General features: G+C 62.7%; 8 protein-coding genes. 2 read left to right on the top strand and 6 right to left on the bottom strand.

What is annotated here, in order from left to right:
* From vioB to U0004_RS17520, 3 genes are all read right to left on the bottom strand, one after another.
* Entirely contained in the window at window positions 1-3,021 is a 3,021-nt protein-coding gene (gene vioB, locus U0004_RS17530; RefSeq protein ID WP_115057515.1) for an iminophenyl-pyruvate dimer synthase VioB, read from the bottom strand.
* Window positions 3,018-4,325, bottom strand: a complete 1,308-nt coding sequence (locus U0004_RS17525; RefSeq protein ID WP_052140498.1) for an FAD-dependent oxidoreductase — start codon at window positions 4,323-4,325, stop codon at window positions 3,018-3,020. Before U0004_RS17525 ends, vioB begins: the two co-directional genes overlap by 4 nt.
* Before the next feature lie 542 nt (window positions 4,326-4,867).
* On the bottom strand, window positions 4,868-7,021 hold the full coding sequence (locus U0004_RS17520) for a TonB-dependent receptor (protein WP_115057514.1): 2,154 nt from the start codon (window positions 7,019-7,021) through the stop codon (window positions 4,868-4,870).
* Between the two features lie 365 nt (window positions 7,022-7,386).
* Between U0004_RS17520 and U0004_RS17515 the strand changes: the two genes are divergently transcribed.
* Complete coding sequence (locus tag U0004_RS17515; protein ID WP_034786464.1) at window positions 7,387-9,618, top strand: NADP-dependent isocitrate dehydrogenase; 2,232 nt, start codon at window positions 7,387-7,389, stop codon at window positions 9,616-9,618.
* A 93-nt stretch (window positions 9,619-9,711) separates the two neighbouring features.
* Here the strand turns inward: U0004_RS17515 and U0004_RS17510 are convergent, their stop codons facing one another.
* From U0004_RS17510 to U0004_RS17500, 3 genes are all read right to left on the bottom strand, one after another.
* On the bottom strand, window positions 9,712-10,155 hold the full coding sequence (locus U0004_RS17510; protein WP_034786439.1) for a DUF411 domain-containing protein: 444 nt from the start codon (window positions 10,153-10,155) through the stop codon (window positions 9,712-9,714).
* A 68-nt stretch (window positions 10,156-10,223) separates the two neighbouring features.
* A complete protein-coding gene (locus U0004_RS17505; protein WP_139144157.1) occupies window positions 10,224-10,610 on the bottom strand; it encodes a hypothetical protein in 387 nt (128 codons plus the stop codon).
* A 48-nt stretch (window positions 10,611-10,658) separates the two neighbouring features.
* Window positions 10,659-12,002 carry a sensor domain-containing protein gene (locus U0004_RS17500; RefSeq protein WP_070256927.1) on the bottom strand — a complete coding sequence of 448 codons (1,344 nt, stop codon included), beginning with the start codon at window positions 12,000-12,002 and terminating at the stop codon, window positions 10,659-10,661.
* 260 nt (window positions 12,003-12,262) lie between these two features.
* On the opposite strand from U0004_RS17500, the gene U0004_RS17495 reads away from it, so the two are divergent.
* The gene (locus U0004_RS17495) at window positions 12,263-13,888 is read left to right on the top strand and encodes a hypothetical protein (protein WP_174718102.1); all 1,626 of its coding nucleotides are present in this window, start codon (window positions 12,263-12,265) and stop codon (window positions 13,886-13,888) included.
* Window positions 13,889-13,941 lie beyond the last annotated feature (53 nt).

Raw genomic sequence — 13,941 nt, 5'->3', positions numbered from 1 at the left:
TCAAGCCTCTCTTGACATCTTTCCCCGAGATAAATCGGTAAGTTGCTGATTAAAAAACTCCAACATTTCTATCGGCGCCATGCCGATGGCATCGCTCTCCAGGCTGCGCGCGTACTGCGCCAGCGCCAGGCATCTCTGCGCCAGCATGTCGCAGCCCAGGCTGTAGTCGCTGCTGACCCGGCTGCTGACCGGCTCGGGCACGGGCGGTCCAGCATGGCGGCCAGGCAGGCCGGACGGCATGTTCATCAGGGCCGCCGACAGGGGGCGCAACAGGCCTGTCATGATGTCGATGGACGCGTTCATCAGGCGCGAGCGGCGCAGGCTGCCCAGCGGCTGCTGCGCAAAATGGTGCGCCATCATCAGGAAGGTCAGTTCATAGCAGCCCTGATACAGCTGCATCAGCGCGCGCGCCTTCTGATCGGTCACCACGCTGCAGTCCGCGCGCGCTTCCAGCACGGGATTCTTCAGCGCCGGCAGCGCCGGTTCGAACGGCTTGTCGCAGGCCGAAAACCTGCCGGCGATGGCGCGCAGCCGCTGGAAGTGCGAGGAGGCGAAATGCGGCGAATCGACGGCCACGCCTTCGCCCTGTTCCGTGACGAAATCGATGGCGAACAACGCGCTGTCGCGGTCGGATACTTCCAGCTGGTAGCCGGGATAGGCGCGGTTGGTCAGTTCTTTCAGGAACAGGTGGTGCTCGCCGCCGCGCTTGCCGCCGCCGCTTTCGAACAGGCCGGGCAGCTCGGCCAGGGCCTGGCGGATCGCGATATAGAAGGTGGCGATGGATTTGCCCGGCGTGGGAATGTAGTCGGGCCATTCAAAACGCACGAAGCGGGCCAGCACGTGTTCGGAAAATGGTTCGAACGCAAATTCCGTGTCCAGGCCGAAACGCTGGCGCGCCTGCTGGCCCAGCAGCGGGGTACCGCTGTAAAACGGTTCGCCAAGCGCCATCAATACATTGTTCACCAATAAGTAGTGAATCATTTCTTCATGGGCGATTTCCAGCAGCGCGCCGCGCGTGCCGCTGTTGCGGCGCCGGTCTTCGGCGCCGCAGGCCAGCTCCAGCTCGGCCGGCAGCCAACGGCCGGACTGCACCAGCGCCGCCCCCTGCGCATAATTGGGAATCGAATACGCGGCATACAGGTATTGCAGCATCAGCGACAGTTCCAGATCGATGGCTTTTTTCAGCTCGTCGATCAACTCCGCCTTGCCGCCGATGGCATGCGGCGCGGCCGGTTCCGGTGCCGCCGCCTTGGCCGCGGCTGCCGCCTCGACCTGCGTCAGGTATTTCAGGAACAGGCGCGACTTTGGCAGCGACAGTTCGCGGGTGCTGGGCATGTAGTAGCTCTTGTCGCGGTTCTGCGGATCGCACATCTGCCACATCAGGCGCGAATACGTTTCGCACTTGCACTGGTCCGCCAGGCTGAAGACCTTGTCCGACATGAAGGGATACACGAGCTCGTAGTAGCTCATCACATGCCGGTAGAGGAAGGCGTAGTCGACCTGTTCGGCCGGCACGTCGTCGAGGTCCCAGTCGTCGGGCAGCACGCGCACGCCGAGGTATTGCTTTGCCTTGCCTGTGCCCAGCACGATGCGGGTCGCGCCCGGCTTGCGCCCCGTCAGCGTCAGCGTCGTGTAGCCGTGCCCGAGCGGCGACGGTTGCTGCTCCACGGCCAGCAGCACGCCGTCTTCCGCCTCCGCCAAGGACGGGGGCGCCGCCAGCTCGCCGCGAAAGCGGCTTTGCACGGTGATGGTCTGCGGAAATTGCTCGTGCTTGTTCCGGTTCGGCGCTTCCAGGTACAGCTGGTTGCTGTCCGATTGCAGCACCCAGTCGGCTTCGTCCCACTGCGCCTGCGCGCTGCCCAGGCTGAGCGAGCCTGGCGCCGCGCCAGCGTGCTGCAGCGGCACGTCGAAGACGCCGTGATGGCGCCAGTAGTCGCGGTACAGCTGCTCGGGAATCCGCGCCAGAACGGTGCCGGCGCCGTCATGCAGCAGCAGGTCGCCCAGCGCCTGCTTGCCGCCCAAGGCATGCGTGGGATGCTGTTCCGAGACGGCGCCCGCGTCGCGCGTGGTGAAGGGGATGGCGGTCGGCATGTTGAACGAGACGCGGTCCGCATGCACTTTCACCAGCACCGGCCCCAGGCTGCCCTGGCGCGGCTGCAGCAGGCGGCCGGCCGGATAGGTGGCCAGCTCGCCGCGCCGCCACAGGCCGATGCTGCCGGCCAGGTCGTAGAACACGGGCGAATCGGGTTTTTGCGGCGTCGACATATTGAACAGGCAGTATTGCACCGTCAGGCCCAGCACCTCGTCGTCGGCCAGGGCTTGCTGCAAGGCATGCATACTGGCCGGCAGCGGCAGGTCCGGATTGAACAGGAAATGCGGGTCCTGCTTGGCCACGGAAAACTGGAACAGCCTGGAGCGGCCGAATTCCTCGTCCAGGAAATGCCCGCTGCGTTCCGTGATGTGGCCGCTGCCGAGCCAGCGCACCGAGTGCGCCTGCGCGATGTCGGCCGTGAACAGCGTGGGCGTATTGGGCGTGGCCAGCTTGTCGCTCAAGGTGAACTGGCCCGCGTAGATCAGCGTGGTGTCGGGCTGCGCCGGGTTGTTGTCGATCCACCTTGCGCGGTTGAACGTCGTGCGCAGGTACTCGTTGTAGTGGCCCCACAGGCCCAGCTTGGCGCCCACCAGCGCGTCCTGGGTATCGACCTCGCCATCACGCAACTGGACGCCCGTGATCCGCGCGTTTTCCCACGAGAAATGGTTGTTCCCGCAAAAATTATAGCCTGTCGCCTGGCTGAAGATGCCGTCCGGATCGGGCTTGCCCTGTGCGTTGAAGCGGGGGGCGAGCTGTTTCAGGTGCGCATGGAATTCGGCTGGCGGCCGGCTCAGGTCGACAGCCTCGCCCGCCATCGATACCGCATTCGTGGCGATATCGATGTTGCCGTGCGTATTGCGATTCCCCGTCGGCACATTGGCGCGGGCAAAACCCCGAAAATGCAGGCGGGGGAAGTCAAGTAGGCTCATGCGCGCTCGGTCGAGGAAGTGATGAAGGTATCGTTGGCAGCTTCTTCTTCCGTCCGTTGATCGAGGCGCTGCAGCAACAGGCCGCTGGCGTGCTGGGCGCTGATCAGGCTGCCTTCCATCCAGCCGCAATGCGCGGTATAGGCATCCGAGCAGGAGATGATGCCGTCCCGGTGCAGCAGGATGGCCGGGTGGTCGGCTTCCGGCTCCACGCAAAACTCGACGCCATGCGGCCAGAACTTGTGGAAGTGCGCCTTGATCTGCGGCAGAGGCTGGCCATCGAGCGGCAGGACTTCTTCCAGGTGGCTGCGGACACGCTCCAGGTATACGTCTTCACCAAGCTCCAGGCTGTCCCGCCAGTAGGTGGCGCTTTTGCTGTCGGTGTAGAACAGCACGTATTTGTCGCTCTTGAAGTAGATCTTGCGCAGGGGATTTGCCGCCATCAGCACCTTGTCGGTCAGCCCCAGCGCATCCCACCAGGCTGTGTCGAACGTGAAGAATCCCTTGAACAGGGGCAGCGAGTCGTATTGGAACGGACTCCAGGCGTTCGGGAAATCCAGGTTCAGGCGCGGCATGGCGGACGGCGGGATGGCCATCACCAGATGGCGCGTGCGGTGCATCTGCGTGTCGCCATGGTGGCTGAAGGCGAGCACATGGTCGGCGCCCGATTTTTCAACGGACAGCAAGCGGTGTTCGAGCCTGAATTCCACCCCGGCGACCTGGGCCTGGTGCTGCAACTGGCACAGCAATTCGTGGTAGCCGTCGGTGGCGTAGTGCCACTGGTTGGCGGCGTTTTCCGTAAAGTGCTGCGTTTCCGGGTGCTTCTTGATGATGTCGTAGGCCATGGCCGCCGACACCATCGGCAGCAGCAGGGCGTCATAGCCGGTCGCCTTGATGATGTGGCTGGCCTTGGCGGCGCCCAGGTAATGGCTGACGAACTCGAGGAAGGAGTCGTTCGGATGCATTTTCAGCATCGGGCTCAGCTCATCCAGCGTTGCCTTCAGCTCTTCCAGCACGCTATCGTGGGAGATGACCTCGGTGAACGGGTAGACCGCATGCGGCAAGCCGCTGCCCTGCATGAGTTGCTGGAAATGCGGATGCAGCTGCGGCGAGTAGCGGGCGGCGCCGAGTTCGGCGATTTCCTCGCCATCTATTTTCCGCGACTGGATGCGGCCGCCTACGGTGGCATTCAGGTCGAATACGCGGATGCGCAGGTTCCTGCCGGCGGCGGCGTCGATCAGGTTGTTGGCGCAAGTCAAGCCTCCTATGCCGGCGCCAACGATGCAAATGTCAGAATACGTGCTCATACGAAATTCCTTTTTAACGTTCATTAATCAAAAAGCCGCAAAATCGCTAGCAAAAGTTTCCCCAGCACGTGTAGGCAAGGGAGGGGGAACGCAGGGTGTTACCGCACTTGGCGAGCGTTATCGGCTGGGGAGTGAAAAGCCTGGCGAGAACTGGCGTTGTGTCTGGTACGGTCGATTCTTGGCAGCAGAGTTTCTGTTTCAAATCAAAGATGGCACCGACAGTAGCCCAGGCATCGGGCACTCAATTTGATAAATATCAATGTAGTTGTCGTTCGATGTTGCGATTGTGTTCACGCAGCGCTGCATGCGCGATGGCGGCGGCCGTGTGCCGGGCGGTGGCAGGGAGGACTGGAATGCGGTGCGGTGCGGCGTATCGAGCCGCTGCGGGAGTGTCGCCGTTTGCCGATGATGCCAGGATCAGTAGTAGGTCCTGGCGCCTTCGGCGGTGGCTTGGTCTGCTTCTTGCTGTTTTTATTGTTTCTGACTTTGCGGCTGGCGCGCAGTGCACGCGCCAGCCGGGCGATGCCGGATGCCGGCGCCCGTCAAAAATCCACGGCAGCCGACAGTTGCACGGTGCGGGGCGCCGATTGCGAAACGGTGCCATACGAGGCCACGCCGGCCCAGTAATGGCGGTCAAACGCGTTCATCACGCCGCCGCGCAAGGTCGTCGCCTTGCCGGCGATGGCCGTGCGGTAGCGCAGGCCCAGGTCGACCTTGGTCCATGAAGGCACGGATTGCAGATTCGCCTGGTCTACAAACTGCTTGCTGGTGTAGCTGGCGGCGCCCGTGGCCGTCAAGCCGGGCCAGTACGGCAAGTCCCATTCGCCGCCCAGGTTGGCCATGGACGTGGGCACGCCCACGGGGCGCTTGCCGATGGTGGCGGCGTTGTTGGTCCTTGTCAGGCGCCCGTCGAGCAGGGTGATGCCGGCGAGCAGGCGCACGGCCTTGCTGGCGGCGCCCGACAGGTTCAGCTCCAGGCCCCGGTTGCGCTGCTCGCTGTCCATGCTGTAGACCTTGCCATACAGCTGGCCGCTGGGTTTAGTCACCTGGAACACGGCCAGGGTCGCCAGCACCACGCCGAAATCGGCCTTCGTGCCCACTTCGTACTGCTTGCTCTTGTAGGGCGCGAAGACCTGGCCCGCGTTGTCGGCGATGTTCGGCGCGATATCGCCCTTGCTCAAGCCTTCGATATAGTTCGCGTACAGCGACACGTGGCGCAATGGCTTGACGACGATGCCGGCCAGCGGCGTCAGGGCGCCCTGCTTGTAGTGCGTGGCAAGGGCGCCGCTGGTGGCGTGGTAGTTCTTCGCTTCGACCAGCTGGCGGCGCACGCCCAGCGTCAGCTGCACGCGCTGGTCCAGCATGTCCAGGGTATCGGCCACGGCCAGGCTGGAGAGGGTGGAGGCGGACAGCTTCGGCGCGCGGGCCGGGGCGGGAATGCCGGGGTCGGGCACGGCGACAGGGTGGTAGATATTCGAGGTGATGAGCTTGCCGGAATTGCTGACGCTGCCAAATTCGTCGCGGTAGACATTGCCCATCACGACCAGCGCATGTTCGATGCCGCCCGTGCGAAAGCGCGTGCGCACGCCCGTGTCGCCGCTGGCGCGCCGCACGCGGAATTTCCAGTTCATGGGCGTGACCGTCATGTCGCCGGCCGCGCTGGTGATGGTCGGCGTCTGGTCCGAATAGCGCGATACGTCGGAGCGCGTGCCGCCCACATCGGCAAAGACGGTGACTTTGTCGTTCAGGTCGTATTCGAGCTTGCCCAGCGTGGCCAGGTCGTTGGACTTCCACCAGCCCCAGGATTGGGCGATATTGCGGCGGCCATCGGGCGCTGCCGGCACGGGCAGGCGCGCGGCCACGAGGAAGGGGCGCGTGGGCGCGTCGATCCATTGGTATTGCTCGATCAGGTCAAGCGAGGCGCGCAGCCGTTGTCCCTGGTAATCGAGGGCGACAGCGGCCACTTCCGCGCGCGACGTCTGGTGGTCGAGCGGTGTGTGGCCCTGGCGGTGCAAGCCATTGAAGCGGATGCCGAAACGCCGCTCCTCGCCGAAGCGGCGGCTGACGTCGATGGCCGCGCCAGCCTGCGAACCCGAGCCGTAATCGACGGTCAGGCGCGTCAGGTCGCGCGGCAGCGAGCGTTTCGGCACGGCGTTGACGACGCCGCCCACGCCGCCGTTTGGCGACATGCCGTACAGCAGGGCGGCCGGTCCCTTGAGCACTTCCACGCTTTGCAGGTATTCCGTAAACAGGTGGTAATTGGGCGAGACGCCATACACGCCGTCAAACGCCACTTCGCTCAGATTACCCTCGTTGAGGGGAAAGCCGCGGATGAAAAAGGAATCCGTGACGCCGCCGATCTGGCCCGTGAAGCGGGTGGACGGGTCGCCGCCCAGCACCTCGGCCAGGGTCAGCGCCTGCTGGTCGAGCATGCGCTGGCTGGTGTAGCTGTTGACGCTGAACGGCGTATCGAGCAAGTCTTTTTCGCCCAGCAGGCCGGCGCGCGCGCTTTTGGCGATCTGTCCGCCGGCATCCGCTTCGGCCTGGCCATTCACCAGCACGGTGGCGAGCGGGGCGGATGCATCGGCCGCCGCCTGGGCGATCGCCTGCGGCGTCACGCTGGCAACGAGCAGGCCGGCGAGGATCAGCCGGGTGGTGAGGCGGGGATGGGGGAGTGGGGACTGTGGAATGGGCATCGAGGGCGAGTGTATGAAGTTAGTAGGGAGGAATTGCATGCACGACATTATAAATGAGAATCATTACGATTTATAATGATTAGCATAGTCATTGCTGCCACGCTCATGACCATGCCGCGCGCGTGCCTGGAGGGCATTTCCGCACGGAAAATGGCCGTCCTGGGCCTTCAGATCCGGATATTTGCTGTCTTATATAAGATTCGTCGCCATCGGATACACAAACAGCGGCAGGACAGTCTAAAATACGTGGTGGGCAAGCACGGCGTCACCGCCGGCACACTAGCCGTCCAAAGCAAGGCTAACCGTCCTGTGTTTGGAATGAAGAAAGTTAACCACCAGGCATCACCGCATACAAGGGAATGAACATGGCAACACAAAAATCCAAAATCATCTACACGCTGACTGACGAGGCGCCGCTGCTCGCGACGTATTCCCTGCTGCCAATTATCAAAAAATTCACCGCGCCGGCTGGCGTGGACGTCGTTTCCAGCGATATTTCGGTGGCGGCACGTGTACTGGCTGAATTTCCAGAATTCCTGACGGACGCGCAAAAAGTCCCGAACACCCTGGCTGAACTGGGCAAATTGACCCAGAATCCGGACACCAACATCATCAAACTGCCGAACATCAGCGCCTCGCAAGGCCAGCTGATCGCCTGCGTGCGCGAATTGCAAGGCCGCGGCTACAAGCTGCCGGACTATCCGGAAGATGCGAAGACGGACGAAGACAAGGCCCTGAAAGCCCGCTACGGCAAGTGCATCGGCAGCTCGGTCAACCCGGTCCTGCGCGAAGGCAATTCCGACCGCCGCGCACCGAAGGCCGTCAAAGAATATGCGCGCAAGCACCCGCACTCGATGGGCGAGTGGAGCCAATCGTCGCAAACGCACGTCTCGCACATGCACCATGGCGATTTCTACCATGGCGAAAAATCGCTGACCCTGGAAAAGGCCCGCGATGTCAAGATGGAACTGGTCACGGCCTCGGGCAAGACCATCGTGCTGAAACCGAAGGTTTCCCTGCAAGCAGGCGAAATCATCGACAGCATGTTCATGAGCAAGAAAGCGCTGCTGGAGTTCTACGAGAAAGAAATCGACGACGCCTTCAAGACGGGCGTGATGTTCTCGCTGCACGTCAAGGCCACCATGATGAAGGTCTCGCACCCGATCGTTTTCGGCCACTGCGTGCGCATCTTCTACAAGGACGCGTTCGCCAAGCACGCCGCCCTGTTCGACAAGCTGGGCGTGAATGTCAACAATGGCATGAGCAACCTGTACGACAAGATCGAAACCCTGCCAGCGTCGCAAAAAGATGAAGTGCTGAAAGATCTGCACGCCTGCCACGCCAACCGTCCGGAACTGGCCATGGTCGATTCGGCCAAGGGCATCACCAACTTCCATTCGCCGAACGACATCATCGTCGACGCGTCGATGCCAGCCATGATCCGTATCGGCGGCAAGATGTGGGGCGCCGATGGCCGTCCGAAAGACGTCAAGGCAGTCATGCCGGAATCGACTTTCGCGCGCATCTACCAGGAAATGATCGGCTTCTGCAAATGGCATGGCAACTTCGATCCGAAGACCATGGGCACCGTGCCGAACGTGGGCCTGATGGCGCAGCAAGCGGAAGAATACGGTTCGCACGACAAGACCTTTGAAGTGCCGGAAGGCGGCATCGCCAACATCACCGACCTGGAAACAGGCGAAGTGCTGCTGACGCAAACGGTGGAAGAGGGCGATATCTGGCGCATGTGCCAGGTCAAGGACGCGCCGATCCGCGACTGGGTCAAGCTGGCCGTCACGCGCGCGCGCAACTCGGGCATGCCTGCCGTGTTCTGGCTCGATTCCTACCGTCCGCACGAGAACGAAGTCATCAAGAAGGTACAGGTTTACCTGAAGGATCACGACACCAAGGGACTGGACATCCAGATCATGTCGCAGACGCGCGCCATGCGCTACACGCTGGAACGCGCCTTCCGCGGCCTGGACACCATCTCGGTGACCGGCAACATCCTGCGCGACTACCTGACCGACCTGTTCCCGATCCTGGAACTGGGCACCTCCGCCAAGATGCTGTCGATCGTGCCGCTGATGGCCGGTGGCGGCATGTACGAAACGGGCGCTGGCGGTTCGGCACCGAAACACGTCAAGCAACTGGTGGAAGAAAACCATCTGCGCTGGGATTCGCTGGGCGAGTTCCTGGCCCTGGCCGTGTCGCTGGAAGACATGGGCATCAAGACGGGCAATGCGAAGGCCAAAATCCTCGCGAAAACCCTGGACGAAGCCACCGGCAAGCTGCTGGACAACAACAAGTCGCCATCGCCACGTACCGGCGAGCTGGACAACCGCGGCAGCCATTTCTACCTGGCCATGTACTGGGCGCAAGCCCTGGCAGCGCAGAAGGACGATGCGGAACTGGCAGCGCATTTTGCGCCGGTAGCCAAAGCCCTGGCGGACAACGAAGAAAAGATCGTTGCCGAGCTGAAAGCAGTACAAGGCAAGGAAACGGATATCGGCGGCTACTACCTGCCAGATCCGGCGAAGACGGAAGCGGTCATGCGTCCTAGCGCCAGCCTGAATGCCGTGCTGGACAGCATCTGATGCAGTCATGAAGGCAGTCAGTTCCTGACTGCTGCCTGATAAGAAAACGCCGCCGGAAGCGATTCCGGCGGCGTTTTTCATTTCCCCTCAGGGTTATTGGTAGTGCTTGTAGACCTCGGTGCTGCCATTGCTCTTGACCAGCAAGACGTCATACGCATCCTTGCGCGGTCCTTCCATGCCTGGCGAACCCATCGGCATTGCCGGCACGGCCAGGCCTTTCGCCTTGGGTTTCTCGCGCAGCAACTGCTTGATCTCGCTGGCCGGCACATGGCCTTCGATGGCGTAGCCGTTGACGAGGCCCGTGTGGCAGGAACCGAGCGCGTCGGGAATGCCGGCCAGCTTGCGGTATTGCGCCGGCATCTCGACATTTTTCGCGCGTACCGTAAAACCGTTCGCTTCCAGGTGCTTGATCCATGCGGAACAGCAGCCGCAGGAGGCGCTCTTGTAGACTTCAATGACGGGCAGGGCTGCCATGGCGAACGTGGGCAGGCCCAGCATGGCGGCGAAAGCGCCGCGCACCAAGAAATGTTTGATCATGTATTGCTTTCAGACGCAGTAAGGTTATCGTGGCCACCTTGGTGGCCTGCTTGGGACGAGCTTGGAATTTATGCGGAAAGCGGTCGCGGCGGCCGGCGCGGGCCGTCGGGAATGAAGCCCGCCAGCAAGGTGGCCGTGGCGATGGTGACTTGTTGCGCGCCGGTGCAGGCGGCGGCAGGCAGGGCGAGGGAGGGCGGCATCAGCGCGCCCAGGCAAAAGCCGGCGCAGGCGCCGCACGCGGGGTGCTGGGCAGGGGTCTTGTTGTCTTCTGGCGTGCTGGCGCTGTCCGGCATGGCGGATGACTGCGCAGCATGCTGCTGGCAGGCCGCTGTCATCGCGGTGGCAGGCTCGTCAGCGAGCGGCGCGCATAGCAACATGGCGCCCGCGGCGGCCGCTTGCAGCGGCACCGTCATGATCAGCAGCAGGATCAGCCATGTTTTGAAGAGTCTTAGCATCGCCGAAAAGTATAGCATAGGGCCACTATCGCCAGGAGCTGGCGACCGCTAGCGCGAGGCGGCCGCCAGCACCTTCGAGGCATACATGGCCCGGTCCGCGTGGCGCAGCAGCAGTTGCATGGTGTCGCCATCTTCCGGATAGTGGGCCACGCCGATGCTGACGGCGATCTGCAATTGCTGTCCGTTGCCCAAGTGCAGCGGCGTGGCCAGGGCCGCATGGATCTTTTGCTCGATCAGGCTGACATCCACCGGCGCGGTATTGCTTTCCAGAAGCACGACGAATTCATCGCCGCCCATCCTGGCCAGGGTGTCGGTTTCGCGCATGCAATCGCGCAGGCGGCTTGCCACCGTTTGCAGCAGCAGGTCGCCACAGGCATGGCCGTGGTCGTCATTGACGCGCTTGAAGTTGTCGAGGTCCAGGAACAGCAGCGACAGCCGGCCTTCCTGGCGGTGCGCGCGCGCGAACGCCGTGTGCAGCCGGTCGTGGAACAGGCGGCGGTTCGGCAGGCGGGTCAGTTCGTCGTGCATGGCCATGAACTGCATTTGCGTCTGCAACTGGCGGCGCTCGATGGCGGTGGCAAGTTGCTTGGCGACAAATTGCAGCAAATCCTGGTCTTGCTCCGTGCCAATGACGGCATCCTGGCCGCCTTGCAAGGCCAGCGCGCCGATGCTGCCCAGGGAGGAATAGAGCGGCACGGCAAGCCAGCACGAGGACAGGGCGCAGGCCGCCGTTTGCAGCGCCGCCGGCAGGCCGGCCAGTTGTCCCGCCTGCAGCAGCAGGGGACGGCCGCTGCGCAAGACTTCGTCGCACAGCAGGCTGGCCAGGGACGACGTTGGCTGGGGCGCGCTGTCGTCGGCATGGGAAGTCATGGGAGGCTGCATGCCGTGTTCGTCATGCAGCAGCAAGGTCAGGCTGCGGGCGGGCAAGTGTTCGCCGATGATGAGCTGGATGCGGTGCAGCAGGGCGGGCAAGTCTTGCGTCGCCTGCATGGCTTCGGAGATGGCGTACAGCGCCGCCTGCTTGGCCTGCGCTTGTTTCAGCAAGGTGATGTCGCGCGCCACCGCCACGCGCAACTGGTCGGCGGCGGACCAGCGGGCCGACCACATGATGTGCGCCAGGCTGCCATCCTTGCGCAGGTAGCGGTTTTCAAAGTGCGTCTGCGCATGGCCATCCATGATGGCTTGCGCGGCGGCAAGAGTACGGGCGCGGTCGGCGGGAGCGACCATGTCGAGCATGCGCTTGCCGATCATTTCCTGCTGCGTGTAGCCGAAGATGCGTTCGCAGGCGGCGCTGACGAAGACAAAGCGCCCCTCCACGTCGACCATGCACACGGCATCGAGCAACAAGTCGGTAAAGCTGGCCAGCGGCGCGCGCAGAATCTTGTGTTCCATAGTGGCATTTTAATGGACATTCCCTGCTGTGATTGAACTTGTTGGGAGCAGACGAGGCCAGCGGCATGAAAATGTTTCATTTCCCCGACGCTCATGCTTTGCCGTTTCTTGCCGTTAAAACAGTATTGCCATGCAATTGCTCGCCAACACGTTCAATCCGTGGCGGTGCTGGATTGCGGGCGCATGTAGGGTTGCCAGAAAATTAAAATGGGCAATATTTTATCCATGTATCTGTTTTTGTTTTACAAGGTTACATCACCATGACTTCCGTCTCCCCGATCCCGAGCTGGAATGCGTCCCCGTCCCGTGTGTCTGGCGTCACGGCCAGCCGGGCGGACGCACCGGCCGTGCCGGCGTCCACGCCATCGACCATCGTTGCCTTTGGGGCGGAAGGAGGGGAGATGCCGGCCATCTCCTACCTGCTGCCATCGCCCAAGGTGTGGGAAAGCCCGTCGCGCGACGACGTCAGCGACCAGATGACGAAAAATTTTGCCCCGTACGCATCGTTTGGCGGGCGTTTCAGTGGCTTGGGCGCGGCCTTGCTGGACCAGCTCAAGGGCGGCGTGCGCAATGTGTCGCAAGCGCTGCTGCAGCCGCCGGCGCGCACGCAGCCCGCCGCTTACGCCGAGGTGGGCGGCATTGCGCCGGCCAGCCTGCATGGCAATGGCCAGGACAAGGTCAGCCTCAGCATCACCACCAAAAGCGGCGTCGAGGTCAAGCTTTCGCTCGACAGCCAGGATGACGGCCTGGCCGTGCGCATGACGACCAGCGGCGAACTCGGCGACGCAGAGGTCAAGGCTCTGGGCGACCTGTCGGAAGCGTTCCAGCAAGCCATCGACGGCATGGCGCAGGGCACGCCGAAGGTCAGGCTGGCCGGCTTGATGCAATTCGACCAGGAAGTGCTGGGATCGGTGAACCTGCACGCGGAAGTGCTGGTGCGCGGCGAGCCGCAAAGCACGCAAACCCTGGATTTTCAGGCCGACAGCACGCAGCGCAAGGTCAGCTTCACGGGCGTGGCGGGCTCGCTGGACGTGAAAGTCGACGCCAGCCAGCTGAACGCCCTGGGCAGCAAGGAGCGGCAGGCGAAGGCCATGAGCAGCTACATCAAGCAGATCGATCAGGCTTCCTGGCGCGGCCACGGCGACGCCGCGCTGATGTCCATGTTCAAGGATGCGTTTACGGCCGTCCACAGCAATGCGCCCGTGTCGCCAGCCAGCACGGGCCTGCCGGAACAGGGAAAATGGCAGCTGGCCGCCGCAGACCGCGCCATGGTCACGGGCTTGCCGGACTTTAGCGCATCGGTCACGCAAACGGCGGCATTCAGCAATCCCATGCGTTCGTCGGAAAAAGATGGATTCCAGTACGAACTGTCGCAAAAGACCAGTATTACCGGCGCCAGCCAGAATGACCGCTCGATCCGCCAGCAGCAGCAATCTAAGCTGAGCGCCAGTTTCCACGAAACGCTGGTCCCGGGCGTGGCCCTGCGCCTGACGGACAGGGTGGAGTCGCAAAACTACACGTATCACCAGATCGAGGATACGGCCAGCAGCGATGCGCAAATAGGCTACAAGGATGGCAAGCTGGTCAAGGCCAGCCTGCAACAGGCGGCCAGCCAGTCGACCCACATCACGAAATTTATGCTGGGCAAGGTGGAGTCGGATGTCACCACGCCGACCGACCATTCGCTGATGCGCGACCTGGTCTCCGTGCTGGGGCCATACAAGACGGGCGAGCAGGGCATGACGCCCGAGAAAAAGGCGGAGCAGCGCGAGAAATTGCTGCAGACCTTGGGCGATGACGTGCTGCTGCAGTCGTATGCGGGCCATGCCATCAGCCTGTGGCAAGCCGATGTGCTGCCGAAAGAAGGGACGGCCGCTTCCGCTTAGCGGCAGACCGTGCCACATAAAACAAAAGCCCGTCTTCCTGCGAAGACGGGCTT

The sequence above is a fragment of the Janthinobacterium lividum genome (assembly GCF_034424625.1).
In the GTDB taxonomy this organism is placed as follows: domain Bacteria; phylum Pseudomonadota; class Gammaproteobacteria; order Burkholderiales; family Burkholderiaceae_D; genus Janthinobacterium; species Janthinobacterium lividum.
This window is presented reverse-complemented; position numbering and strand designations above follow the sequence as displayed.

Excerpts from the sequence above, each read along its gene's own strand:
- U0004_RS17500 (WP_070256927.1), bottom strand. The coding sequence starts at position 12,002 with ATGGAACACAAGATTCTGCGCGCGCCGCTGGCCAGCTTTACCGACTTG.
- U0004_RS17525 (WP_052140498.1), bottom strand. The coding sequence starts at position 4,325 with ATGAGCACGTATTCTGACATTTGCATCGTTGGCGCCGGCATAGGAGGC.
- U0004_RS17505 (WP_139144157.1), bottom strand. The coding sequence starts at position 10,610 with ATGCTAAGACTCTTCAAAACATGGCTGATCCTGCTGCTGATCATGACG.
- U0004_RS17515 (WP_034786464.1), top strand. The coding sequence starts at position 7,387 with ATGGCAACACAAAAATCCAAAATCATCTACACGCTGACTGACGAGGCG.
- U0004_RS17520 (WP_115057514.1), bottom strand. The coding sequence starts at position 7,021 with ATGCCCATTCCACAGTCCCCACTCCCCCATCCCCGCCTCACCACCCGG.
- U0004_RS17495 (WP_174718102.1), top strand. The coding sequence starts at position 12,263 with ATGACTTCCGTCTCCCCGATCCCGAGCTGGAATGCGTCCCCGTCCCGT.
- U0004_RS17510 (WP_034786439.1), bottom strand. The coding sequence starts at position 10,155 with ATGATCAAACATTTCTTGGTGCGCGGCGCTTTCGCCGCCATGCTGGGC.
- vioB (WP_115057515.1), bottom strand. The coding sequence starts at position 3,021 with ATGAGCCTACTTGACTTCCCCCGCCTGCATTTTCGGGGTTTTGCCCGC.